General features: G+C 41.2%; 20 protein-coding genes and 1 tRNA gene. 1 reads left to right on the top strand and 20 read right to left on the bottom strand.

Translation table 11 applies throughout. From position 1 onward, the window contains the following. Positions 1–188: 188 nt before the first annotated feature. The 14 genes from A2536_10980 to A2536_11045 all read right to left on the bottom strand — a co-directional run bounded on the left by A2536_10980 (position 189) and on the right by A2536_11045 (position 16,082). Complete coding sequence (locus A2536_10980) at positions 189–3,563, bottom strand: hypothetical protein (GenBank protein OGF46549.1); 3,375 nt, start codon at positions 3,561–3,563, stop codon at positions 189–191. Between the two features lie 187 nt (positions 3,564–3,750). Next, positions 3,751–5,214 carry a hypothetical protein gene (locus tag A2536_10985; GenBank protein OGF46550.1) on the bottom strand — a complete coding sequence of 488 codons (1,464 nt, stop codon included), beginning with the start codon at positions 5,212–5,214 and terminating at the stop codon, positions 3,751–3,753. Then, positions 5,204–6,019: a hypothetical protein gene (locus tag A2536_10990; protein ID OGF46551.1), complete on the bottom strand. Its 816-nt coding sequence runs from the start codon at positions 6,017–6,019 to the stop codon at positions 5,204–5,206. Before A2536_10990 ends, A2536_10985 begins: the two co-directional genes overlap by 11 nt. After that, on the bottom strand, positions 6,016–6,471 hold the full coding sequence (locus A2536_10995) for a hypothetical protein (protein ID OGF46552.1): 456 nt from the start codon (positions 6,469–6,471) through the stop codon (positions 6,016–6,018). Before A2536_10995 ends, A2536_10990 begins: the two co-directional genes overlap by 4 nt. Before the next feature lie 243 nt (positions 6,472–6,714). Beyond that, complete coding sequence (locus tag A2536_11000) at positions 6,715–7,260, bottom strand: hypothetical protein (protein ID OGF46553.1); 546 nt, start codon at positions 7,258–7,260, stop codon at positions 6,715–6,717. A gap of 37 nt (positions 7,261–7,297) precedes the next feature. Next, positions 7,298–8,008, bottom strand: coding sequence for a hypothetical protein (locus A2536_11005; GenBank protein OGF46554.1), 711 nt, complete (start codon positions 8,006–8,008; stop codon positions 7,298–7,300). 187 nt (positions 8,009–8,195) lie between these two features. After that, positions 8,196–9,242: a cell filamentation protein Fic gene (locus A2536_11010; protein OGF46555.1), complete on the bottom strand. Its 1,047-nt coding sequence runs from the start codon at positions 9,240–9,242 to the stop codon at positions 8,196–8,198. Positions 9,243–9,454: 212 nt separating this feature from the next. Next, positions 9,455–9,543, bottom strand: a tRNA-Ser gene (locus A2536_11015). Positions 9,544–9,643: 100 nt separating this feature from the next. Further along, positions 9,644–10,699: a uroporphyrinogen-III decarboxylase-like protein gene (locus A2536_11020; protein OGF46556.1), complete on the bottom strand. Its 1,056-nt coding sequence runs from the start codon at positions 10,697–10,699 to the stop codon at positions 9,644–9,646. A 144-nt stretch (positions 10,700–10,843) separates the two neighbouring features. After that, entirely contained in the window at positions 10,844–12,160 is a 1,317-nt protein-coding gene (locus tag A2536_11025) for an alpha-glucosidase/alpha-galactosidase (protein ID OGF46557.1), read from the bottom strand. 83 nt (positions 12,161–12,243) lie between these two features. Next, the gene (locus A2536_11030; protein ID OGF46558.1) at positions 12,244–13,611 is read right to left on the bottom strand and encodes a beta-glucosidase; all 1,368 of its coding nucleotides are present in this window, start codon (positions 13,609–13,611) and stop codon (positions 12,244–12,246) included. A 149-nt stretch (positions 13,612–13,760) separates the two neighbouring features. After that, positions 13,761–15,017 (bottom strand): glutamate-5-semialdehyde dehydrogenase, encoded by a 1,257-nt coding sequence (locus tag A2536_11035; protein ID OGF46567.1) that lies wholly within the window; start codon positions 15,015–15,017, stop codon positions 13,761–13,763. A 220-nt stretch (positions 15,018–15,237) separates the two neighbouring features. Then, the gene (locus A2536_11040) at positions 15,238–15,747 is read right to left on the bottom strand and encodes a hypothetical protein (GenBank protein ID OGF46559.1); all 510 of its coding nucleotides are present in this window, start codon (positions 15,745–15,747) and stop codon (positions 15,238–15,240) included. After that, positions 15,747–16,082, bottom strand: coding sequence for a hypothetical protein (locus A2536_11045; GenBank protein ID OGF46560.1), 336 nt, complete (start codon positions 16,080–16,082; stop codon positions 15,747–15,749). The genes A2536_11040 and A2536_11045 overlap by 1 nt, the downstream gene beginning before the upstream one ends. A 392-nt stretch (positions 16,083–16,474) precedes the next feature. Here A2536_11045 and A2536_11050 point away from each other — a divergent pair, with 392 nt between their 5' ends. Next, positions 16,475–19,138 carry a hypothetical protein gene (locus tag A2536_11050; protein OGF46561.1) on the top strand — a complete coding sequence of 888 codons (2,664 nt, stop codon included), beginning with the start codon at positions 16,475–16,477 and terminating at the stop codon, positions 19,136–19,138. Positions 19,139–19,373: 235 nt separating this feature from the next. Here A2536_11050 and A2536_11055 read toward each other — a convergent pair whose 3' ends face one another. From A2536_11055 to A2536_11080, 6 genes are all read right to left on the bottom strand, one after another. After that, positions 19,374–20,201 carry a glutamate 5-kinase gene (locus A2536_11055; protein ID OGF46562.1) on the bottom strand — a complete coding sequence of 276 codons (828 nt, stop codon included), beginning with the start codon at positions 20,199–20,201 and terminating at the stop codon, positions 19,374–19,376. Between the two features lie 167 nt (positions 20,202–20,368). Next, complete coding sequence (locus tag A2536_11060) at positions 20,369–22,843, bottom strand: ATP-dependent Clp protease ATP-binding subunit ClpC (protein ID OGF46568.1); 2,475 nt, start codon at positions 22,841–22,843, stop codon at positions 20,369–20,371. A gap of 258 nt (positions 22,844–23,101) precedes the next feature. Next, positions 23,102–24,358 carry a hypothetical protein gene (locus A2536_11065; protein OGF46563.1) on the bottom strand — a complete coding sequence of 419 codons (1,257 nt, stop codon included), beginning with the start codon at positions 24,356–24,358 and terminating at the stop codon, positions 23,102–23,104. A gap of 56 nt (positions 24,359–24,414) precedes the next feature. Beyond that, positions 24,415–24,663: a hypothetical protein gene (locus tag A2536_11070; protein ID OGF46564.1), complete on the bottom strand. Its 249-nt coding sequence runs from the start codon at positions 24,661–24,663 to the stop codon at positions 24,415–24,417. Positions 24,664–25,067: 404 nt separating this feature from the next. Beyond that, complete coding sequence (locus A2536_11075; protein ID OGF46565.1) at positions 25,068–26,108, bottom strand: protein arginine kinase; 1,041 nt, start codon at positions 26,106–26,108, stop codon at positions 25,068–25,070. Next, a complete protein-coding gene (locus A2536_11080) occupies positions 26,108–26,650 on the bottom strand; it encodes a hypothetical protein (GenBank protein OGF46566.1) in 543 nt (180 codons plus the stop codon). The genes A2536_11075 and A2536_11080 overlap by 1 nt, the downstream gene beginning before the upstream one ends. Positions 26,651–26,749: the final 99 nt, after the last annotated feature.

Here is a 26,749-nt window from a genome sequence, read left to right on the forward strand (position 1 = left end):
AAGCCCGGCTTTCTTTCTAAGTTCTTTTATGACGTTGCCTATACTTTTCATACCTAAATAATACACCCTATAGGGTATAAATGCAATGATTTTAACCGAAATCCTTAGAATTGATTGACAAATATAACATATTGCACCCTATCGGGTATACTTATGCAATTTATAATTGCCGTAAGAGACAAGAGGACTCATTTACTTTTTTTCTTTTTATCAGGGAATAGTTTTGATGCCTCATAATCTTTTACTGTAATAAAACTTTCCAAAGCCGGCCGGGTAGTAACTCCGTAACTCTCAAAATCAATCCTGCTTTTATCGACTGAGGACTCATAGTATTCTTCACTCCCGCAGATACAAACAAAATTCATCAGAATCTGAAGAAAGGCGTAAACAATGTTACCAATAAATTTTTCCGTATTCCGGACGAGGTAATAGCGTGCTTCTTTAAAATATATTTTCGTATGCTGCAAGGAAGTAAAAAAGAACCATTTTAATCTGTTTCCGAATATCATCGCCGCCGGCACAACTACAAGAGTGAGCAAAGTAGAAGTAATCACCCCGCCGACAATAACAACGCCCATGGACGTCCGCTGTTTTCCCGCTTCGTTTAACCCTATAGCCACTGGGATGGTCCCGGCGACCAGGGTAAGAGAGGTCATGATGATAGGGCGGAGGCGCGTTTTACCGGCAGTAATCAGGGCTTCAGACAGCTCCATTCCCTTCGCCGTAAGCTGCTTGGTGTAATCCAAGAGAAGAATTGAGTTTTTGGTCGCAATACCCAAGAGCATTATGGTTCCTATCATAGAAAACACATTAAGATACTCCTTTACAATCCATAGCGACAGAACAGCCCCCGAAACCGCCAGAGGTAAAGGTATTAGAAGGGCAAAAGGTATCACAAACGATTCATACAAACTCGCCAGAACCAAATAGATAAAGAGTATGGCAAGTATGGCAGCCAGTCCCAGGTTCCTTGTCAACTCATCATACTGCTCTCCCTGCCCCTGATACGAATACGTTACCCCGGGAGGAAGCAGGTGTTTTTCTTTTATTGCCTCATCAATATAGTTCATCATATTGCCCACCCCGGAGCCGCTCCCTATATCAGAGTCTATCCGTATATTTCTCATCCCGCTGTTTCTTTGAATGGTAGAAGGCCCTTCAGCCTTTTCAAGCCTGGCTGCCTGGTTGATATTAACAAGTCTGTAGTTCACGTTCGGTACCTTCACCAAATTGAAGGCTTCCTTCAGGTCCCGGTCTGAATCCTGCAGACGGACCCGGATATCCCACTCCTTGCCCTTTTCGCGGAATTTTGCCGGGGTTATACCTTCGATCTGCGCCCTGATTTCGGCACCGGCAATAAGAGTGGAAATTCCCAGCTGTTTGGTCTTTTGTTCGTCATATATCATCTTTAGTTCCGGTTTACCCGGTTTAAAGGATATGTTAGGCTCAACAAACCCCGGGTTCTGCTTTACCAAATCCATTATTGCCGCCGCAGCCGTCTCCAGCTCTTTCTGATCGTTGCCTGAAATACTCATTGTAAACGGCCTTTGCCCGCCGAACATCAAGTCGTAGTCACTGATGGCAAGATTATATTTTTTAAATTCTGTCAGCTGCTTCCTGAGCTTCTCCTTGAAAGCCGCGCCTCTTATCTTTCTTTTGTTTGGGGGAACCATTTTAACGAACATATTTGCCTGGTTCGCACCGCTGATTCCGCCCACCACAAGTATCGCAACCTCAACCTCGGGGTTTTTCCTGATAATTTCATCCAGGCGACCGGCAACAGTATTTGAAGCCTCCAGACTTGTACCCGGTTCCATCTCCAATACCACTTTGAATTCACCCTGGTCAGGCGGAGGCAGAAAGGTACGGGGTATTGCATTCGTAAATATAGGAATGAGGCTCAGAACAAACATCAATACGGCCAGACCTATGACCAGAGCAGGGTATAATATGGATTTCTTCAGGAGTCTTTCGTAATTCCTGTTCAACCAAGCCTGGTTCGCCTCAAAATTACGCGTTATTGGTTCCATGATCCGGCGCCAGATACGCGCAAAAATATTGTTAGACTCTTTAGTGGAAATAAACTTCGCAGAGAGCATCGGACCCATGGTAAGCGCGTCAAAAAGGCTTATAATCATTATGAAGCAGACCGTAAGACCAAACTCTTTGAGGAACTTGCCGGCAATACCTCCGACAAATGCGACAGGGCCGAAAACCGAGATGATGGCAAGAGTGGTAGCAATGACCGCCAGCATGACTTCCTTGGTGCCTTCTTCCGCCGCAACCTTCGGGTCCTTTCCCATCTGAATATGCCTGAAGATATTTTCACGGACCACAATGGCATCATCAACCAAAAGTCCGACAGCCAGGGAGAGCGCCAGGAGCGTAAGCATGTTTACCGAAAAACCTGCGACAAATATAAGAATAAATGCGCCTATAAGGGAGTTAGGCAAAGCAAGAGCCGTGATCACAGTTGACCTTACGTTAGCCAGGAACAGGAAGACTATGACAATAACAAGAATAATGCCGATCATTATGGATTCAGTAACATCGAAAATATTATTTTTTACGGACACCGCGCTGTCCCTTACAATGTAAAGCTTTGCGCCCTTAACATCGGCTGCAAGTTTTTTTTCAATTTCCTTAAGCCGTTTTGTTAACCTGCCGGAAACATCCACAGTATTTGAACCATTTTGTTTATACACCTCTATAACAATACCCGGATTCCCGTTGACGAAGGCCCGGCTCTGTTCATCCTCCGTGCCGTCTACAACTGTCCCGATTTGGGATAAACGTATAGGGATATCATTACCAATAAATTTTACAGTCACATTGGAAACATCTTTGACAGTATTGAACTCCCCCAGAGACCGGTATACAAGTTCTTTACCCGGGTCTTTTAAGTCCGGCCTTCTGCCTAAAGGAATATTCTGGCCGGATAATCCTATAGCCTGTGCAACCTGCGAAACCGAGAGCGTATAGTCATTAAGTTTTTTTCTTTCAAGCAGTACCTGAATCTCCCTTTTCGAACCCCCGGATATTTCCACGCGGCCCACCTTGTCCAGTTGTTCAAGCAGGGGCTTTATTTCTTTATCCGTATACTCATAAAGTTCATTCGGGGAAATATCGGATTCTATGGCTGCCGTTATAATCGGCTGGTCAGCGAAACCAAACCGTTGTATTACCGGCTCCTCTATTTCCTTAGGCATCTTGGCTTTAGCCAGCCCCGCCTTTGACCTTACCTGTTGTTCGGCCTCCATGGCGTTCGTTTCCAGTGTGAACTCCACCCAGATTATCGCAAAATTATCATAACAATTTGCGCGAATTTCCTTCACGCCGGGAATGGTCCTTATCTGTTCTTCGAGAGGTTTAGCAACAAGGCTTTCCAGTTCTTCCGGACCTGCCCCGGGATAGATAACACGAACGGACAAGATCGGGATCTTTACATCCGGAAAATAATCAACCGGTAACCTGTAAAGTGAAAGTATGCCTGTAGCCAGCATCAGAATGACAAGACATACTATAAATACGGGGCGTCTGATACTGAAGGATGCTATACTCATTTCACGCCCTCCTTTAAAAAGATTCCACTCCCGCCAGTTATATCAGGCGGATCTTTTGATGAGATTACATAACTTTTGGATTTCACTGATTAAGTTCTCCTTTAAAAAGATTCCACTGATTTAAGATATAATAATATTCTTCAACGATTTTAGACCGTTACAAACTTTACAAAACTTATTAACATCTTTATTCTCCCTTGAACTCTTCAAAGAGCCTGAGCCGGGCTATTATATTAAGTATTCCTTTTTTTATCTCCAAAACACCGAGCTGGCTTTTCGACCAGTCCTGCTCAAACATCAAGACCTGAGCTGTCACACTGTTTCCTTTACTCAAACGGTCTCTTTCGGCATTAGCTTTATTCTTCTGAAGCCGCTCCAATTCAACCGCCAGAATCAACCGTTCTTTCACATCAATAAGTTTGCGGTTAAGTTCCAAAAATTCTGTTTTAATTTCCAGACGCTTTGCTTCACTGTATAGCTCCAATGACTTCCACTCCCCGTCGTAAGCCTTTGAAAGAGCATCCGTCGGAAAATCCAAAGGCACCCGCAGGTTAATCCCTGCACCGTAGACATATTTATCCCCCCTAAAAGAATTACTCCAGGCCGTGGGAAGATCAGAGTCAACAGCATTTAAAGAGGCGGATGCGCCAATGGACAGTTCAGACGAAAGCACCTCTTTTTTCGCCGCCGTCCCGGCTTTTACCGCTTCAAGATTTCTAAGAAGCGCTATGTAATCAAGACGTTTTTCCGGATCGGATATTTTCAGATCCGAACTGAGATCTTTTTCGCCGGGTAAATCCAAAACCTCTTCGACTTTTCCTATATCTTTTCCTCTAAGATAATTAAAAGTACGGGCTGCCGATTTTTCCGTATCCAGAGCCCCCTTTAGCTCCAATTTTCTATATTGGACTTCAGACTTCGACTGATTGATATCGCTCTGATCCTGCAAATTAAGATAGATTTTATTCTGCATCCAGGAATCCAGCTGGTTTGCACGATTTAATAACTGCTCATGTATCTTTACGGTTTCTCTTGCAAGAGAAAGCTCCCAGTACGCCAGCTCCGCCTGCATCAAAACTTGTTTTGCCTGATACATTTTCTCAAAGTAAACCGCTTCATTTTTAGCTTCTATTGCTTTTTTCGTAGAACGCACTTCACTTCCAAAACCGTTTCTAAGCAAATCCAGTTTGACTTCAGCCGCCAATTTATTGGAATAATATCTTGGTGTTGTTATCAAATTCAAACTAACAGTAGTACCTCCCAAATTTATTACCAAAGGAGTGATACCTTCCAGAGAATAATACTGGATATCGTAATAAACCCTGGCAGAAAAACCTATGTCCGTTCTCTGTTCAAGACCAAAAGTTAATTCATCAAATACTTTGGTGTCAATTTGGGCAATTGCATCAACAGAAGGGCTCTTATCCAGGCCATGCCGGAAGCCGGAAAACGCCCAGGGAGAAGTCAGCAGTTTTTGTTCTTCAATCTGTTTTCTGGCAGAGTCCGCTGATGTCAGCGCCGCCTTAAGGAGAAGGTTTCCCTCTCTGACCTGCGTCAGGTAACCGTCTTTTCCGAGATTTTCACCTGCTGCAAACCCAAAAAGAAGGAGCAGTATTACCGGTAATTTTATCAGCCTCATATTATTTTCCATTTTCCTTTTTACTAAGAGTTTTTATAAGATCTTTGGCATATGCGCCTTTATAAAAATTCTCCGCTTTATAGACCGGAGTAGTCCACGCATTCACCGGACATATATTAAAACAACCGCAGCAACCGACACATTTGTTTTCATCGCATTTCAGAGTATCAGCATCTCTGGTAATTGCGCTCGAGGGACAAAGACTGTAGCAATACCCGCAAAGCGTGCACTTTTCCTTGTCATAAAGCCTGTTTTTAAAAGCCTTTCCCGGAGCATTATCCGGAGAAATAACGCCAAGCCAGTAGAACAAGGATAAAGGATTAAACATATAAAACTTTGGTTTAAGTTCCTGTTTGCCTGCCTTCGACACAAAATCTCTCACCTTCCGGAGTTCCTTTTGATCCGGCATGCCGGTATTATTTAATACTTTTATGTACTTTCTTAAAAGAATATAACTTTCAGAGCCCCGCGCCAGTACTCCTCCGCACAACTCAATGCCTTTTTTCTTTAATATTTTTTTCATAACATAAGGTGTTCCGGACCAGGCACCTGAACAGTTAACGACTAACAAAGCTTTTTTTCCTTTTGCCTCCGGCGGCAGATTATTAATAAAATCCCTCATAGCTGTCGCGGGTTTAAAATTATAAACAGGAAACGCGAAAATATAAACTTCAGTATCAAACTTCGGCGCTTCCTTTGCCAGAATATGATGAAGAAAAACAGAAGTTCCTGCCCGCTCCAGTTCTTCCGCCGCCGCTTTAACGCAGGCAAAGGTATTCCCGCTCTGGCTCTGCCAAAAAATAGTTACTGATTTCATTTTTTTCCCGCTTTTTGTCTTTCAGCCGTGATATGACCTGCTAACTTCTCAAGCATCAGTGTAAGCTGCTTTCTTTCTGTCTCTTTAAAAGCTCCGGCTACGGTCTTTGCAACTGCCGAGTGACATTTCTTGTGCGCTTCCAGGAATCTTTTTCCCCGGGAATTTAAATGTATATGCCAGGATCTTTTATCAGAACAGGAATTTATCTTTTTTAGATATCCCCCCTCGCACAGCTTTTGAACCCCGACGGTCACGGAAGGTTTTGAGATCTTCAAAGTCAAAGCCAGGTCGGTAACCGAAGGATGCCCGAGGCGGGCAATAGTTTCAAGATACCCGATTTGAGCAAAAGTAAGTCCTGAGAAATCCTCCAGATGCGTCATCTCTTCATTTACTCTGGTAAATTCATACCCGAAATATTCTATTATTTGCTCCAATAACTTTTCCGCTTCCACAATGCTCCTATAGTTAGTTAGGATTAACTAACTAATAATAGCAAAATAGTCTAACTTAAATCAAGAATTATTTTACCCGAACAAGAAAGCAACTATTTGGTGCGATGTGAAAATTGCTTTTACCGTTGCACGTTGCAGGTCATTCACGTTGCTAACGTTCTATATTAATGAGTTGTTACTTTTATAAAACCACAATAGTGTAGAGCGTGAGTAACGTGCTAACGTGTACCGTTTGAACGTTTTTTATGGATTTAACGTTGTTTTCAACAACCGCTTCAGTATCGTGGCCGTCTTTTCATCTTTTAAAGAACCGTCAGGATTAAACGCCGTATCGGCAAAAGGCACCAGGACTTGCGGTTGAGGAAGGACCATTACATTGAGGCAGGATAATATCTGTCTTAAATTAGTCTGGCCTCTTACCGTACCAAAAGGACCCGCGGAAGCGCCCATAATAACGGCAAGCTTGCTATTCAAAGAGTTCTTTCCTCCCCGGGAAAGCCAGTCAATGGCATTCTTTAAAACACCTGATACGGAATAATTATACTCGGGGGAAGCAATGAGTAAAGCATGAGCTTCTTCAATTTCTTTCTTAAATTTTCTCACATTTTCAGGAAGCTCTTTCAGCTCCATATCCGCATCAAATAATGGAAGGCCCAAAGCTTTTAGATCAATTTCCGTCATCTCCAAACCCATGTCCGAAACAATCATTTTAGCACAGTAAAGAAGCTTCTTATTAAATGACCCTTCTCGCAAACTCCCGCAAATACCGACTACCTTTAAGTTACCCATGAAGCCTCCGGCAGACAATCTGAAATTTTCCGCTTATTTATTTAAACAACCCCTCAAACGGATTATTTTCATCTTTTGCCTCAACCTTAAATACTGAATCAGAAATTTCCTTGTCTATCTCGAGTACCGTTACAGCAATCGTCATATCTATTTTATCTTCTTTAAATATTTCCGTCTTCATAGGAAGTTCATAATCATCATTAATGACTTTAAAATCGGAATTTACAAGTTTCATATTGCCGCCGGAAGATTTAACAAGGCTTAAAGTTTTTTTATCCACCCATATCTTTTTAAGATACTCTTCACCGCCATCGCCTTCGATTATATAGCATTTTCTGTCTGCAACAGTCTCCTCACCGGTTAATTTTACATTATCATCGTTAAATCTCTTGCACCATCCAAAAATTCCCTTATCATTATCATCATAATATTTGCTGTTTTGCTTGGTAGTCATCCCCCCGAAAGCAAGAAGACTCCAGTAAGTCTTTCCGTCAAAAACAACATCAGAGGTCAATGTTCCGGATTTATTATTCGACCGTTTCTTTTCCCCTTTAATCAGAGTTTCAAAGGTACCATTAAAACCCCAGGGCGCTTTTTTTTCATAAGACATCCTGAATGTTTTAAAGACCTTCCCTATATTTTGATCTTTCTCTCTTATTTTTTTCATTATATCCTTAGCATCCTCCCCGAAAGCAGAACCTTGCAGGCAAAACACCGTCGTCATCAAAAGAACCATAAACTTTTTCATTCGCATTCTCCTTTAATAACAAGATAAAGTCTAAAAATAAAATTGAAAATTGAGCAAACAACTTGCAAAAGACTTTTTGAAAATCGAAAATCGACAAAAGAACCGCTTTCAAATCCGCTAATTTTAAACATTATTTCTTAAAAATATGAGAGACAGTGCTTATTTTTAAGCACTTTTACCTATACTTTCATTCCTTTTTCTTTTTACAATTTAATAGTTTTTTAACTTCACGATCGAAGTCGGATTCAAGTATGCGATCCTGAATATCTTGGTATTTTTCATATTCGTTTTCGGCTAAAACCACTGCAACTTTATGACTAATCTTACCGCTGTCCTGCAATATTTCTTTTTCGTTGAATTGCAAAAAGGCATCCAATTTATCTGTCCAATCTTTCATATACATCACAACACCTTTTTTCGACTGCATTTCAGCATAGTCAAGATACATCGTTACAATTCGATTTAGACCATCAAGTTCTTTTTCATTAAGATAATTCTTGGCAATACTTACATCGGTTTTTCGAATAGTACCTTTGGGCGCGTTTTTCCAGGTGGTTAATCCCATATTTGCTTTTTTACTCCCGACCCTTTTACAAATAATCTCTGCAGCAGTTTGACCGCTTATTGCAAAGTGGAGTTTGTTTTGAACCGTAGCAAAAAATTGTTTGGTAATTTTTTCATTCGGATCATAATCAGCGCTGCACTGAGTGTAAATATCGGTTATTTTCTGATAGAATCTACGTTCGCTGGAGCGAATATCACGGATACGCGCCAGTTGCTCCTCAAAAAAGTCCTTACCAAAAACATTATCAGGGTTTTTCAGCCGCTCATCATCCATGGCAAAACCTTTGATAATGTACTCTTTAAGTACTTTTGTTGCCCAGATGCGAAAATGCGTCGCTTGCCTCGAATTTACCCGGTAACCAACAGAAATAATCACATCGAGGTTATACAATTCCACATCTCTAGTTACTTGCCTTCGACCTTCAAATTGAACTTGTGCATTTTTTGCACAAGTTGAATTTTTATCCAATTCACCTTCACCGTAAATATTTTGAAGGTGTTTGGTAACTACGCTTCTCTCCACACCAAAAAGCTCCGCGATTTTAGCCTGAGACAACCAAACGGTTTCATCACGCAGAAAAATATCTACTTTTACCTTACCGTTTGGCGAAGTGTAGAGAAGAAACTCTGTAAATGCGCCCTGTTTTGCAAGCTGTTTATTCTTTTTCATACTTTTCATCAAACTATTTAATTGTTTTACATTTCACTACAAATACACAGTACATTAACAGGGAGGGGACAATTTGTCCCTACCCTGTGGATAACTCTACATCCCAAACCCGCATTTTATTGATATAATCTTTTACATTAAAGCGGATCCGCCTCGTTTCGCCTTCGGCGAACGGGCGAGATCTCGCCATTTTTTTGACTAAGTCAAAAAAATGGCGGAGAAGGAGGGATTCGAACCCTCGAAACCGTGAGGTTTACACGCTTTCCAGGCGTGCGCCATAGACCAACTAGGCGACTTCTCCTGTTTGCCCTTACATTGAAAGTTATTATAGCAAATTTATTTTAATGAATATACCTTAATGTCATTTGATAGACAAAATTTTATCCGGTTTTAACTACACATCAAATATTAAAGGCTTGTTCGTGAGCAGCTTCGTAGAGGGCTATTATATTCTCTACCGGAGTTACCGGCTGCAGATTATGACAGGGGCCTATAATGTAGCCTCTGCCAAAAATCTTCACATTTTCGGCAACTTCTTTTTTAACGTCTTCAGGTGTACCGAAAGGAATCGTCTGCTGATTATCAACGGCACTGTGAAAAATCAGTTTATCTCCGAAATCTTTTACCAAACCCTCGCGTTCCATGCCTTTACAGCGCCATTGAACAGGGTTCAAAATATCATGCCCTGTTGCGATGAGATCAGGAATGATTTTTCTTACAGCGCCATCAGTGTGATGGAAAGAATAAGCGCCGCCCTGATGAACAAAATCTATTACTTTTTTCATCCTGGGAAGAAAATATTGTCTTATATGCTCCGGTGAGTACATAAGATCTTCCTGCCCGCCGACATCTTCGGCAACATAGGAGTAGGTAACCTTACCCGGAATCGCTTCATAAATTCTCTTTATATTTTCAAACGCCAGACCGTATAGTTTATCTAAAATATAATTACATATCTCAGGATTTATGGCAAGATCTATAAAGGCCTGTTCGCCCCCTCTCAGCCACTTATAGATCAAGAAAGGTTCGCAATAACCTCCGGCAACAGGATACTCCTCAAAGCCTTTCAGCTGTGACGGAAGAGTCGAGTAATCCCACCAGTCAGGAGAAGGCCACTTGTAATTTTTCTCAATTTCCTCCACAGTTTCATACGACGCAAGCGGAGAGGAGGCGGCTTCAGTATAACTGCCCGAACCATAATCTACAGCCTTGTACTTTATTCCAAAAGCGTCACAGTCTTTTGGTATTGCCGGTCCGACATACCTGCCGCCAACACCAACCGGAACATCAATATGCAGTTTTTTAAACATTTCCCGTTCTTTAGAAAGCCCCAAATGTTTAAGCATCTTCTTTGTAACCTCAGCTGTCGCCCAGTAATCCACAGGCAATCTGTCCGGTTTCTGTCTTTTTAAAACAGCCAGCCATCTTTCTTTCGATGTCATAGTTTCTTTCGGCATAAAACTCCTTTAAATACAAATTCGAAACAAATTCTAAAACAAGCTACAACAAAAATACGTCTTTTTATGTTTTTCCAAACCTTCTATATATCCTTCGACCTCTGTTCTTTTGCCGAGCCTCCGCTCATCCAAGCATCTGCGCATCTATTTGAATTGCGGGAGCCATTCCTTATTCTTTTTTAACATTTCCTCAACCATAGCATTAATCTCATCAAGACTTAGAACCGCAGACGTTAACGGGTCAAAGGCAACAGCATGGAATAATTTTCTCCGGTTGCCTTCAATTGCGGCTTCTACTGCCAGTTCTTCACACCTTGCGCTTGTGTTGTTTAATATGGCTAAATGCGCGGGTAAGGCACCGACGTGAACGGGCCTAAGGCCTTCTTTCGAGGCTGCAACAGGCACTTCTACACAGCAGCCATAGGGCAGGTTATCAATAAGATTGAAATTTCTTACATTTCCGTTAAATTCATAAATTGTCTGATCTCCAAATACCGCATTAAATATACAAGAAGCATACTCATTGCCGCGTTTCAGATCTACATTCGGATCTTTCAGCCATTTCTGTATATCTTTTCTCCAGTTCTTCTTTGCGTTGGAATAACATTTAACAATATACGCATGAGCCCCGGGATTCCAGCTTGTGCCGATACAGTATTTTTTTATTAAGTCCGGTCTTTTCCTGAACCAGGCATTATACTCGGAATTATGACCGCTGGATTCCGTGACATAGAAATCGAGATATTTAAACATTTCATTTCTGACAACATCTGCCATGTAATTTTTTTTAATTTTCAACGCTTCCCTGATTTCAGGATATGCATCTTTTCCGTTTCTTTCAAACTTAAGGTACCACGCCTGGTGATTTATTCCTGCGCATAAATACGTTATCTCTGCTTCACCCGCACCGATCATTTTAGCCAATTCGGAAGCTGTACCTTGAACGCTGTGACAAAGGCCGGAGATATTTAATTCCGGAAACTCCCCCTGCATTGCTCTGCAGAGCATCGCCATAGGGTTTGTATAATTTAAAAATAACGCTTTGGGACAGTATCTTTTTATATCCTTACAAATATCGAGCATCAAGGGAATTGTTCTTAAAGCGCGGAATATTCCCGCAGGCCCTCTGGTATCGCCCACATTAATATCCACCCCGTATTTTTTAGGAATAGATATATCATGTTTCCACACTTCCACATCGCCGGCAAGCACCGTGCAGAGTACGCCATTAGAGCCCTTTAAAGCTTCCTTTCTGCTTGTCGTTGCCGTAATTTTAGCGGGGTAATTACCGGCTTTGACGATCTTTTCGCAGGCTTGTTTTATCCAGTTAAGCCGCTCCTTATTAATATCCATCAGAGCTATTTCCGCATCCGCAAAAGCCGGAAAAGTAAGAATATCACGGACCAGTCCCCTGGTAAATCCAAAACTCCCTGCGCCTATAAAAGCGAATTTCTTTGCCATAACTTGTTCTCCATTCCTGATTGATTAAAGCAAAACATAGCTTAATATCCTATATTTTACTTTTCTATGAAAAATATTTCCAGTTAATTCGGCTGAAACTTGTAACCGTTTTCTTTTATCAGTTTTTTATAGAAATACGCGCTATCTTTTGGAATTCTTTTTTGTGTAAGATAATCCGTATAAATCATACCAAATCGCTGGGTATAACCGGCCGCCCATTCGAAGTTATCCAGGAGCGACCACTCAAAATACCCTTTCAACGGATAACCTTCCTTCACTATTTTTGCAGCTTCCGCCAGGTAGCTTTTAAAGAAATCAACTCTTTGGCTGTCATGAATCCTGCCGTCTTGAAGTATCACATCATTAAAAGCCACACCATTTTCTGTTATAAAGATTTCTTTTGGATTATAAATTTCACAGGCAAATCTTATATTATAGGACAGCGCTTCCGGAGTAATTTCCCAGAAAAAGGAGGTTTTGGGAGCATCCAGTGATATAGGTATTTTTTTCACCTTGCCGTTTTTCTTTGCTGAGATATGACATCTGTCCTCCAAAGCGTATACATTTATCCCAAAGAAATCTACTGGTTTTGAAATAAGGAGCATTTCCCCATTTGAATACTCAGGAACATCCTTCCCCATAAGTTTAAGATCCGCCTTTGAAAATTTTCCAAAAAACAAAGGATCCAGCCAGATGGAATTTTTCCTGATCCACTCTTTCTTTGCTGCTTCATAATCTGCTTTGCTCTTCGTTGCAGGCGCAGCAGTCCCAATATCATGGGCAATCCCTGCTCTTGCAGTGCTCCCGCCAAAATCCCGGATCACTGAAAGCCCGAGTCCATGGGCAAGAAGAAGATTGAAGAGTATCTGATTATAGACTTTATTACTTACTCTGGCGCCCGGGGCGTGAATACCTAATTTATAACCCAGGTAGGAGCAGCATGGAGCTTCGTTTAGCGTTATCCAGTCTTTCACCCTGTCGGAAAGCCGCTTTACTACAACCTCAGAATAATCAGCAAAAGCGTAAGAAGTATCCTTTTTTCTCCAGCCGCCCTTATCTTCGAGCACCTGCGGTAAATCCCAGTGATACAAAGTGACAAAAGGTTTTATCCCGTTTTTCAGGAGTTCATCAACGACCCTCTCGTAATAATCCAACCCTTTTTCATTTACCTTCCCGGTACCGTTTGGAATTACTCTCGGCCAGGCTACCGAAAATCGGTAAGCATCCACACCCAGCCATTTTAGCTGTTTTATATCTTCCTTGTATTTATGATAGCTGTCACAAGCAACATCGCCGTTTTGATTATTCAATATACGTCCCGGTGTGTGTGAAAACTTATCCCAAATTGAAATTCCTCTCCCGTCTTCCTTTACCGCTCCTTCAATTTGATAAGAAGCCGAAGCCGTCCCCCAAATAAAGTTCTTTGGAAATACTATTTTTTTACTCACTATTTTTCTCCAATAAATACTAGTTCATAAGGTTTGTAAGGTTCATAAAGTTTATAAAGTTCTTTTTAACTGTGTCTTTAATATTTGGCAGAGCTTTTCCTGCCTACCCCAAATTGTCAATCGTCATTTATCAATAGTAAATTTCTCTTGTCTTATTTTCTTACCTGTCCGTTTCCTATTACCACAAACTTACTGCTTGTTAACTCCAAAAGCCCCATTGGACCTCTTGCATGTAATTTTTGCGTGCTAATTCCTATCTCCGCGCCAAGGCCGAGTTCAAACCCGTCATTGAATCTTGTAGAAGCATTAGAAAACACTGCAGAGGAATCCACCTCTCTTATAAACTTATCACAGGCGGCTTTATCTCTGGAAACAATGGCATCACTGTGATGCGAGCCGTAGGTGTTGATATGTTTAATTGCTTCTTCTATGCTTGACACCTGTTTTACCCCGATAATAAGATCATGATATTCTTTGTACCAGTCAGCTTCTACGGCAGGCTTTGCTTTTTTGTAAATAGCTCTTACGGCTTTATCCGCACGTATTTCCACTCCAAAATCCGCAAGGCGCTTCAGCATAGAGGGAATAAACTTTCTGGCAATATCCTTATGCACAAGAAGTTTTTCCGCCGCATTACATACGGAAGGACGCTGGGTCTTCGCGTTAAAGACTATCTCTTCGGCAGCTTTTAGGTCAGCGGCTTTTCCAACATAAATATGACAGTTTCCCTCACCGTGAGCTATAACCGGTACCGAAGAATTTTCTATAATATATTTAATCAAAGACTGGCCGCCTCTTGGAATAATTACGTCCAGATATTTATCCTGTTTTATCATTACTTTAACCGCAGTTCTATCCGTCGTATCAATGAATTCGACACAACTGACGGGGAGTCCTTCTTCCTTTACTGCTTTCTTAAGCACCTTCACAAGAGCCCTGTTGGAATTAATAGCTTCAGAACCTCCTCGAAGAAGCACTGAATTCCCTGCCTTTAGACAAAGTACAGCCGCATCTATCGTAACATTAGGTCTGGCTTCATATATAATACCTATTGCCCCGAGAGGAACCCTCATTTTTTCGACTTTCAAACCGTTAGGCCTGTAATTTCTGTCATGAATTGTCCCGACGGGATCCGGAAGCGCAATTACATCTTTAATTCCGGCAATCATTCCCTCAATTCTTTTTTCATTTATAAGAAGCCTGTCAAGTAATGTACCTGAAAGACCTGATTTTTTGCCATTAGACATGTCTAAAGCATTTGCTTTTAAAATGGCTTTAGAATCGGAAAGAAGTCCGGAAGCAATCCTAAAAAGTAAGCTATTCTTCTTTTCCGCAGAAAGATTGTAAAGCTTCCACCCTGCAGCCTTAACCGCCTTAGCTTTATTTTCAACGAGTTTTTTAAGAGTCATAACGTATTGTAGCAAAAGCAGGAGTATGTTTCTATAGGAATATAATAAACGAACCGCAGATTGCTTTATACAACCTGCGGTTCTGGATTTTCTGGCTCCCCATACTGGACGACCTTCGCAACTGGTTGATGTGTAAATAATTAAATCTTTTAAGAAAAGATTCTTTATGCCGGGACTCTTACAACAAGGCTTCATAACACTGCAAGTAAACCAGCACGGCCTAAAGGCCGGAGATATTCTTAATCTCTGAAACTGCTTTCTCTACGGCATTTTTATCTTCAAAATAGATTCCAATAAGGATCTTTTCGTGATCTCTGGTGTTTAAAGATACCCAGTATCTATATCTCTTCGATTTATATTCTCTTTCAAGTATCTCTATGGCCCCAATCCGGGATAAATCCATCCAAATTAGACCTTTTTTTGACAATGCCCCCTCTCCGTAAAAGAGCTTGCTACTCTTGCTATCAAAAATATAGTAACTTTTCTTAAAAATATTATACAATCCCCCGATAATAGTAAAAATGCCCAGCATAGAGTTAAATACAGCCACAACCATGCGCATTTTATATGAAACATTACCAAGCTTATAACTCCATTCGGTAGCAAGCACATCAGGAATGACCGCAAAAGCTACAATTCCAAAGGCAATAAGTATTAGTCCAAGTACAACCTCGCTCGTGCTGCTGTCTGTAGAGATTTCAAGAGAGTTACTTGTCCTTATTATTTTCATCAGGCGTCGGCTCCCAGCGTTTCTTCTCTAAATGGCACGCCAAGTTTGCTTGCCAGTTCTTGACCGAGTTTATTATAGGTAAATCTGCAGTTTTCCTCATAACCCTCGCTTTGAAAAAGAGTTATCTCACTGCCTTCCTTTAGCACAATAAAAAGTATGAGATACCCGCCGCCTTTTGCGGGTACGGCAAAACAGCTTTTAACTGCTTTAATAGTTTCAAGTTTCAAAGTTAATGTTTTAAATCCGGAGGAAACGAAAAGCTCTGATTCAGTAACTCTGATCAGATATTTCCCGACCGGCAGTTTAAGCTCAGCCTTCAGAATAAATTCGTTCATTTTTTCCTCATACAAAATATTGTAGCATAACTAATCTATAAATAAACAAAAAAACCCGTCAATAACCATTGACGGGTTTTGGAATTTTGGCTCCCCGCCTTGGACGAGTTTCGCAACTTTCTGATGTATAATAAATCTGAACTACTCCTTTCAATAGCTATTTCAAACCCGAAATCTGAAGGAGAAAGCACACTTTTTTAGATGTTTTTATTTCTTTTACAGAATCAGAAGAAAATGCAAAAACAGATTTATTAATCAGTGAAATCTCTTTTTCTTATCCGTGGAATCAAACAAAATCCGTCTATTATATTACAATTGCAATATTTTACTGGTTGCGGATTTTGGTTCTTGACACCTTGTCTTATTACATATATATTAGTCAAATGAAGAGTTTGAGAATTATTATTCAAATACTTGTCGCGATTGCAGTATCGCAAACGGTCTTTGCCGGAGAAAAATCGACATTCAACCTTTCGGGTGAATGGCAGGTTCTGTTCGATAAGGAAGGAACTCTCGGTATTGAAGAAGCTTCAAAAACTACCGAAGGCTGGAAAGCAATTACGGTTCCTCATTACAAAATAGAAGGACTTAACGAAAAAGATACTAAAATTGTCTGGTTAAGAAGAAACTTCGACCTGGATGAAAAGTTAACTGCTTTTAACTCTATACTCCGATGGAAACAGATATTTTTTGACGCAGTTGCTTATATTAACGGAAGTGAAACAGGAAAATCAGAATTAACAGCGCCTTTCTGGGTCAAGATTGAAAAAGGGGTTCTTAAAACCGGGAAAAACACTATTTATCTGAAGATATTTTGCTGGTCAGCGCTTCCTAAAACAGAGGCAGGCAAAGCGCTCATTCCCGCTGGTTCAGCTTCCTTTGACTGGGGTGACCGCGCGGCTAAAGTAAGCGGCGAGATCTTCCTTGATTTTTATGATGATATTTACATAATAAATACAGTAGTTCTTCCAAACCTGAAAGATTCTTCCGCAAAAATAAAAATCTGGCTTTTAAAAGAAAAAAACGCCGTGAGCCCCTGCGTGGACCTTCTCATAAGAGATAAAAACGGAGAAAAAATTGTTGATTCAACATTTTCCGCGGAAGGTGAGAACCCCGTTTCAATCAATGCTGTATTAAAAAACCCGGTTCTCTGGGATACCGAAAACCCGTATCTTTACACCTGTGAACTGACAGCCCGTGCCAGTGGAGTGCCCTATCTTAACATTTCACACTTCGGGATGAGAGAATTTCTGGTTAAAGACGGGGATTTTTACCTGAATGGCAAGCGGATAGTATTAAAGGGTTCCGAACTCGTAATGGACTGGCAGAGGAGCTATTTAAAAGATAAAAACGCTATTTACGCTTATGCGGTGGAAACGGCAAAACAGATGAATTTTAACTGTTTTAGAACTCATACTCTCCCGCCTCCGGAAAGCTGGCTTGATATATTCGATAAAAACGGAATGCTGATATTGGCGGAATTTCCTCTGACCTTTAACAAAACAGATTTTAAATTCAACAAAGAACAGGAGAAATTGTTTCAGGAAAACTCCACACTGGACGCGCTGACCCGGATACTTGAACTTGCCAATCATCCTTCAATAATCGGATGGGTTATTTCTAATGAATCAAAAGAAACAGCTTCAGGATGGGAGACAGAAATACTTTCAAAAGCTATAAAGAATTTAGATCCCTCAAGACCGGTACTCCGCGCGGGTGAACTTACGGAGGAAGGCAGGGATATTCATCCTTATCAGGGTTATTGGTTTGGTACGGAAGGATCTTTTTACAGCACCGTGACGAAATTTGCGGCAAGCCAGGAAGTAAGTCATAAGAATAAAACCATGCTCGCCACCGAATATCTGGAAGCTTTTAACGTTGACAGACAGTTAAGATGGGCCGGAAAGAAAAAAGAAACCCAGAAAGATGATATTATTTACGCGGAATTCTGCGCCGAACAGACAGAAGTACTGCGCCGGCTTGATTTTGACGCGATACTTCCATACTGGTACGCAAACTGGAACAATCCAAAAACTAATTTTGAATGGAGAAAAGATATCCCTTCACCCGCACTTGCCGCCATTAAAAGCGCCTTTTCCCCTATTTTTGCTTCAATAGACCTTTTCAACAGGAATTTTATTTCCGGGTCTTCATTAAAAACCGATATATACTACATCAATGACACGGATAAGCCGGTGGATGCGGAATACAATTTCTATATAACAGTGAATAACCCGGAGTACGTTCCTTATTCTGAAACCTTCCTTAAACCGTTTTACAGCGCAACAGTTTTAAAAACTTTAAAGCCCTATGAACGTTTAATTCAGAGTTTTGAATGGAAGCTGCCCGAAAACGAGGGAATTTATTACTTTTCTGTAGTTACACAAACTCCGGGACTCGCACCCGCTTTAAGTCAAAGGGAAATTCATGCGATCTCGCGGAGTAAAATTCCTTCTATTTCGAATAAGATAACCTTAGCCGGGAGTAACGGAACCGTTGAAGAGTACCTGACCGCAAACCGGATAAGCTTTACAAAGGAGTATTATGACGGAATAGAATCCAATCTACTTCTGACCTGTTCTTTAAAAGAGTTCCAAAATGAATACACTTTAAAGAATCAGGTTTTCGAAAGTTTTTTTGAAAAAGGCGGCACTGCGGTAATACTTGAAGATGAAAGTAATGTCCCTGTAAAAGTACCTGTTGAATTAAAAACTATTTCAGATATTTCTTCACGGGCATTTATAGCAGAAAAAGACAGTCCTTTACTTTTCAACATTAAACCTTCTTACCTTGCCAGATGGAATGATTACAACGGTATCTGCTACAAAGACCCGGTTGTAATAACAACACACGCACCAGATGACAATAAGACAACTTTAAAAGCAATACTAACTGGCGCAAAACCTGAAGAATCCCCTCTGGTGGTCTACAACTACAAAAAAGGCAGGATTATTCTGAGCCGTCTTGAACTTAAGAAAAGAATTTCCCCAAGAACCCCGTCGTATGACCCCGTAGCTGAAAGAATGTTTTTAAATCTTATCAGTGCTGCACAATAAACTATCCGAGCTTACGAAACTGTGCCAAAAACCCAATATATTCTCGCGACTCCAAAACATTTTGTAGTTGCTAGATTCCCTCCATAAAGATTGGCGGGCACGGTATAGAGCCTACTGCCTGCATTCGCCGGAACGGCCTTAATCAGGCAACTACATTTTAGCACAACCTCTTACACTAGGAGTTTTCTGCGGAATATGACCGAGATCCGAAGCAGGAATCTATCAATATTATAATTTATTTTTCTGAACACCCGTGCATTAGTTTCCAGATCTCGTGATCGGTTAACTTATTTTTACAGGGTAAAAAAACGGTTCCGTTCGGCTCGCCGGAAGCAATTCTTTTTATAACAGAAGGGTCTTTGCCGTCGGCGATAACCATAGTAATACCTGCTGCGGCGCATTTTTTTGCCGCTTGAAGCTTGGTGATCATCCCCCCGGCTGAAAGCTCACCCTTTGAGCTTTTTGCAAGTTTTTCTATTTCAGGAGTTATTTTTTCGACTAAACGTATGAGTTCAGCGTCCGCATTTTTATTCGGATCTTCTTTACAAAGCCCCTTAATATCAGAAAGTATTATTAAGAGGTCCGCTCCGACAAGATGCGCAACCATCGCGGAGATATTATCATTATCCCCTACTTTTATCTCATCTACCGCTACCGTATCATTTTCGTTTATGATAGGTATAACCCTTTTTCTAAGGAGCACATCAAAAGTATTCTTTGCGTTTAAATACCTTTTCCTCTCCGTAAAGTCGTCTTTTGTTAAAAGTATCTGACCTATAACCGATCCATATTTTCTAAACGCATTTTCATAAGCTTCCATAAGAAGAGGCTGACCTATCGCCGCAACTGCCTGTTTTTCAGGAATACTTACGGGTTTTTCTTTAAGCTTTAAAGCGGCAACTCCCGCGCCAATAGCTCCGGAAGTAACCAGACAAATATTTTTACCGGATCTTTCCAAGCCGGAAAGAGTCTTGGCAATCTCTATAACACGAGAGGTGTTAATACCTTTTACTTTATCAGCCAGTAAGTTGGTGCCTATCTTGACTACGATTCTGCTATACATATCACTTGTCCTTATTCTTATTATATTGAAGCAATTCAGCCTGTTCATGCCGTTAAAACGTTACTCAAGTTGCACGTTGCTCACGTTCTACATTATTGTGGTATTTAATTTATCAAAACCTCCACAGTAAAAACCTACAACCTAGCACCCAGGGCCTAATACCTTCTTTAATTCTTCTCAAACATCAGTTTATCGCCGTTGGCTTTTGCTGTGACTGAGCCGCCTTCGGAGATACGTTTATTTAAGATCTCGGTAGAAAGCGGGTCCTCAATATATTTTTGGATAGCCCTTTTAAGCGGTCTTGCGCCAAAGACAGGATCATAGCCTTTTTCGATAAGGAACTCTTTAGCGGAGGCATCCAGTTTTAACGTGATCTTTTTTTCTGTAAGCCTCTCTTCCACTTTTTTGATAAGAAGTTCAATAATACTCGTCAGATTTTCCTTGGTCAGCTGGTGGAAAACTATAAGCTCATCTATCCTGTTCAAGAACTCAGGATTAAAGGTTTTCCGGAGTTCATCCATAACTTTGCTTTTCATTCCGTCATAAGAGACCTTATCATCCTGTTTTTTAAACCCTAAAGAGCCGCCTTTATCTATGGAGCGGGCGCCTGTATTTGAGGTCATTATTACCACCGTATTCTTAAAGTCAACGATACGGCCGAAAGAATCGGTAAGCCTTCCGTCATCAAGCACCTGCAGGAGGACGTTGAACACTTCAGGATGTGCTTTTTCTATTTCATCAAAAAGAATTACTGAATACGGACGCCGTCTGACTTTTTCCGTTAACTGTCCGCCTTCTTCAAAACCCACATAACCGGGGGGCGCACCCATAAGACGGGACACGGCAAATTTCTCAGAATACTCCGACATATCTATTCTAATAAGAGCTTTTTCGTCTTCAAACATAAACTCCGCAAGCGCTCTCGCAAGCTCTGTCTTTCCAACACCGGTAGGGCCCAGGAATATGAAAGAACCGATAGGCTTCTTTGGATCAGCCAGACCCGCCCTGCTTCTTTGTATTGCATTGGTAACGGACTTGATTGCCTCTTCCTGCCCGACCACTCTTTTTCTAAGAGCGCTTTCCATATTAAGAAGCTTAACGGACTCCTTCTCTTCCAGTTTAAAAACCGGAATTCCTGTCCACTGGGAAACCACTTTTGCAATATCCTCGGCAGAAACATTTTTTTCTATTACACCCTGAGACTTTTCCCAGAGCTTTTTAATGTCATCCTGTTTTATCTTTAATTCTTTTATACGGTCCCGCATGCTCGCCGCTTTTTCAAACTCCTGTGCTTTCACGGCAGATTCTTTTTCCTTCATTGCATTCTCAAGATCTTTTTCCACGGAAATAACTTCTGTAGGGCGGGCAGAGGATTGCAACCTAATCCTCGCACAGGCCTCATCAATAATATCTATGGCTTTATCAGGTAAAAATCTCGCGGTAATATACCGGTCTGCCAGGTAAGCAGCTTCTCTAATAGCGTCATCCGTTATCTTTACCTTATGGTGAGCCTCATATTTATCACGCAGCCCCTTTAAGATCAATACTGTTTCCTCCACCGACGGAGGATTTACGATAATAGTCTGGAACCTTCTTTCCAATGCTCCGTCTTTTTCTATATGCTTTCTGTACTCATTTAAAGTACTGGCCCCGATACACTGCACCTCGCCTCTTGAAAGCGCCGGCTTTAACATATTAGAAGCGTCTATAGCCCCTTCAGCGGCTCCCGCGCCGACCAGAGTATGAAGCTCATCTATAAAAATAATAACGTTCCCGCTGTGACGAAGTTCATTCATCACCGCTTTTAATCTTTCTTCGAACTCACCGCGGTATTTTGTGCCGGCAACCATACCCGCAAGATCCAGGGTCAGAACTCTTTTCCCGACAAGAAGCTCCGGGACATTCCCGGAGATAATTTTTTGAGCAAGACCTTCAACAATCGCGGTCTTTCCTACGCCCGCCTCACCCAGAAGCACCGGGTTATTCTTGGTACGCCTCGAAAGTATCTGTATTACTCTTTCTATTTCTGTTTCCCTTCCGATAACAGGGTCAAGTTTATTATCCCTTGCTAAAACTGTAAGATCTCTCGAGAAAGCATCCAGTGCCGGAGTCTTACTTGTTTTTAGGCCGGTAGGCTGAGCCCCCGGATGTTGAGGAATACCTTGAGAGAAAGGATTTTGCTTTGAGGTTGAAGAAGAAGACTGCCCGCCCAAAAGTTCGATAGTAATCTCTCTGGCATGATCCAGGGTAATTCCAAAACTCCCGAGCACTTTTGACGCCGCACTCTCCCCTTCTTTAACTATACCAAGAAGAAGATGCTCCGTCCCCACATAACCATGCCCCATTTTATTGGCCTCTTCAATCGCAAGTTCAAGGGCTTTCTTTGCCTTGGGAGTAAAAGACAGGTCTTCGATTTGAACAGTACCGGTACCGGGAGAGAGCATGCTTTCAACTTCTTTTTTCAGTTTTGTTAAACTGACCCCCATATTCTTCATAACGCCGATAGCCACCCCGCTGCCGCCCCGTATCAGCCCCAGTAAAATATGCTCCGGCCCGACATAATCATGCTTAAGCCTGCCGGCTTCTTCTTTTGCGTAAATAATAATTTTCTGCGCTCTTTCAGTAAACTTTTGAAACATAATATTCCTCCATTTACAAAACACTCAGCAATTAAAAGCATTTTAGCATAAAAAGGCACGAATAACAAGTAACACGGAATCCAAAATAAAAACACACCGTTATTAACAGGCATAATATATATTTATTCTTCTAGCAGGCTGTCCACCATTCGATTATCGAATGGTGGACAGCGGGTTACCTAGCCATTTGCCCTCAAATGGCGGGTAAAATGATAAAAATTGCAGCTGAAAAAATATTAAAAAGAGTTTTTCAGCAACCTGCTAGCGTATTTTAAGACAGAGGAGATCCCGGCTGAATCTCAAATACATCTTTCCGTCCACGATAAGGGGAGCGACCCACCCCATGGAGTCCTTACTGTTACTCTCGACTTTAAAGGAGATACGTGAGAGTTCGCGGTAAACCTTACCGGCAGCTTCGGCAATTATCAGCTCTTTACCGTTTCTTATAAAAATCTTGCCGTCCGCAACCGTAAGGGAGGAGTCCTGTTTAAAACCATACTTGGACCACATAATCTGCCCTTTTTCCGAACTGATACAGACCAGAGAAAAACAGCTTGCAAAACCGAAGAGATTTCCGTTCCATTCCTGATAGCCCGCATGCCCGGAAGGCGAATTTTTTGTCTTCCACACTTCCCTGACAATATACCTGCCGTTTTCTTTTTTTATATCCAGCATTATCTGTTCCTTTCCAAAGGGCATCTCAAGAAGTTTACCGCCGACATAGACAGGTGTGGCTATCGTATCATTTCCTTCCGAGAGCTGATAAGAAAATAAAGGCTTTCCATCCGAAAGTTTTAGGGCCGTCAAACGGGCATAAGGGGAGTAAAGAAGATACTTTTCATTGTCAAATATTGCAAGCTGGGGAGTCTGACTCACCTGTACGGTCGTCACTATCTTTACAGGACTTTTGTATAACCATTTCAAATTTCCTGTTTTCATTTCAAAAGCTGCGCACCTTTCATTTTCTTTTTTCTCGTCCGGCCCGAGATTTACGACAACTTTACCGTCCTCGACCAGGGGCGAAATAGTCCAGCCCTTCCACGCTCTCTTTGCCGGAGGATATTCCTTGTCCAGGTTTTTTTCCCAGATGATCTTTCCGGAAAGTTTATCAAAACAGAACATGTTACCCATAGCTCCTATGGAGCAGGCATAGTTGGCAGAGATAGTAACCGAAGCTCTCGGCCCTCCGTAGGAATATTCCATTTTTCCGTAATCAACAGGATAAGTATATTTCCAGATCTCTTTGCCGGTAATAGCATTCAAACACAATACCACTTCCTTATTATTGTCTTCATAGGAAGTTATATACAAAAGGTCATCCGATATGACAGGAGCAGACCATCCGACACCCATAGACGCCCGCCATAATATCTCCGGACCCTCATTTGGAAATGAACTAAGAAGGTTTTTGTCCTGTGATACACCGTTTCTTAAAGGACCAAGGTATGCAGACCAGTCTGAACCAAAAAGAACAGAGGAAAACACTGTTACACATGCAAATATTTTCAGTAATACCAATTAACACCTCGAAAATATACTGTTTTTAGACTTAAATTAATGCAGGCTGATGACCGCTATTTTATTTTTTGAGCAACATAATTAACAATTTCTTTTACTTTATCAATTAAATCAATCAATATTTGAAATTTTTCCAGCATTCCAAACATAAAGAGTAACCCTATAAAAAGAGCTAACATTAAAGAAACAACAACCACCATCTTGAATATGAACATAGAGAGGTGAAGTATTTTAATTATCAGAAATATTGCAAGATATGACATCAGTAGAAGGATTAGAAATATTGCCACGGGATTCAGATGCATTTTTCACTTTCCTTTTTAATACGATTCCACTTCCGCCCAGGCGGATACCGAAACATAATAATGCCTTATATTTTAGAAGGCAAATTACAAAACTTGTTTCTGTTATTCACCCGCCGGAAAGTCTTCACCTCAGACGGATATTTTTGTAGCACTACAGTTAAACGTTACACGTTAGCACCCTCCTACGCCAAAGCTTTGCAGGATAAACGTTGCTAACGTTCTACATTAACGTGATATTATTTGTTCGCTTTTCTCACTGTACCTGCTTCGTTTCCTTCACTTTCTGTCTTTTCCGCCACAAAGCGTTGACGGACTGCTCGCCTAAACGCTGGCGACCAGGCTTTTTCTACTTTTCGTACTTACTGTACTTGCTGTTTGTGCTTACCTTGCTGCAATTGCTTCCTTCACCCCAGTTTTCCTCTGATAATTTCGGCCCTCTTTTGATCCCTCTCCGGTTCACCCATTTCTTTCATAAATAATTTCTGTATATGACCGGGCTGGGTTATTATCAAAAGTTCATTCACCATCCTGATATCAGCTTTTACTATACCGCTTTCTATCCCGAGCCGGAGCGAGGAAAGAAGGGTAATTGCTTCTTCAAAATTAATAGAGCGGACATTTTTCAAGATCCCGTATGAACGCCAGATATTATCCTCGGTCTTGGTCCTGGCATTTTTAAAAAGCGATTCTCTTGCTTTCTTTTCATAATCAATAAGCTGTTTTGTTACTTTGTCAACTTCATTTATTATTTCTGCTTCTGTATGTCCCAGAGACACCTGATTACTAATCTGAAAAAATGGGGTCTTTATATCAATACCTTCCCCGTAAAAACCCCGGGCAACAAGCCCCATCTGGGCAATGTTATTTAAAACTTTTGTTATTTCTTTGCTTATCACTAATCCCGGCAGGTGAACCATCACTGAAGCGCGAAGTCCCGTACCGGTATTGGTAGGACAAGCACTCAGATAACCGATATCAATATCATAGGCGTAGGTAATTTTCTTTTCCAGTTCCGTATCAAGTTTATCCAAAGCAGCAAAGCCTTGAGCCAGCTGTATCCCGGGAAGAAGGATTTGAAGACGGAGATGATCTTCTTCATTTATCATTACGGACACACTTTCATCTTTTGAAAATACTACCGCCCGTTTCCGGTCATTTATGACATGATCATAACTCATAATATGCCGTTCCATAAGAACAATACGGTCAAGTTCAGGAAGAGCCATAAGATCCACGGCTCTTACACCCTTAAACAACCTGCTCTTTTCTACGGCCTTAGAAACCATACCAACCAGTTCTTCTGCGTCCTTCTCATTAAGATTGTGTGAAAATGGAAAACCATTCACATTCCGGGCAAGACGAACCCTGGAGGAGATAACAATCTCAGAACTCGGACCCGGCTCCAAAAGCCATTTACTGGTTGATTTTACGAGTTCTTCAAACATCAGCTCATATCCTTATTAAGTTTTTTCTCCAGCCTCTTAATCCTATCACGGAGCTTTGCAGCATCCTCATAGCGCTCTTCGTTTACCGCAACAGTTAATTTCCCTTTTAAATTATTTATCTCCGAAGGATCAAACACCTTGGTAATTTTCTTATTTACTTTCTGCTTTACCGGGATCTTTGCAGGTACTTTACCGATATGCCGGTTACTCCCGTGAATACGGCGAAGAATCGGAGTTAAAGATTTTTTAAAAGTATAATAGCAAAGCGGACAGCCGAGAAAACCAGACTTCCGGAGATCATCGCTGGACCAACCGCATTGACAGGTCACCTTAACACCCTTGTCAGGACCTCCGACAGATTTTTCCTCTTCCATAAAACCGGAGAGAAGATTTCCAAAAAATGAAGGTTTATCCATTGCAAAAGAAATCATACCCTTCGCTTGAGCGCATTTATCGCAAAGGTTTATTTCCGTACTTTGACCGTTCACTATTTGCTGAAAATGAACGGTAGCACCATGTTCGTGACAATTATCGCAGGTCATGATGACCTCCTAGTATAATGTTCACATGAAAGTTTCAGTGAACAGATGACTTAAATTTGCTAAAATATATTATGTTCTTTGCCAGAAGCAGGAGAGACA

The organism is Candidatus Firestonebacteria bacterium RIFOXYD2_FULL_39_29 (genome assembly GCA_001778375.1).
Taxonomy (GTDB): domain Bacteria; phylum Oederibacteriota; class D2-FULL-39-29; order D2-FULL-39-29; family D2-FULL-39-29; genus D2-FULL-39-29.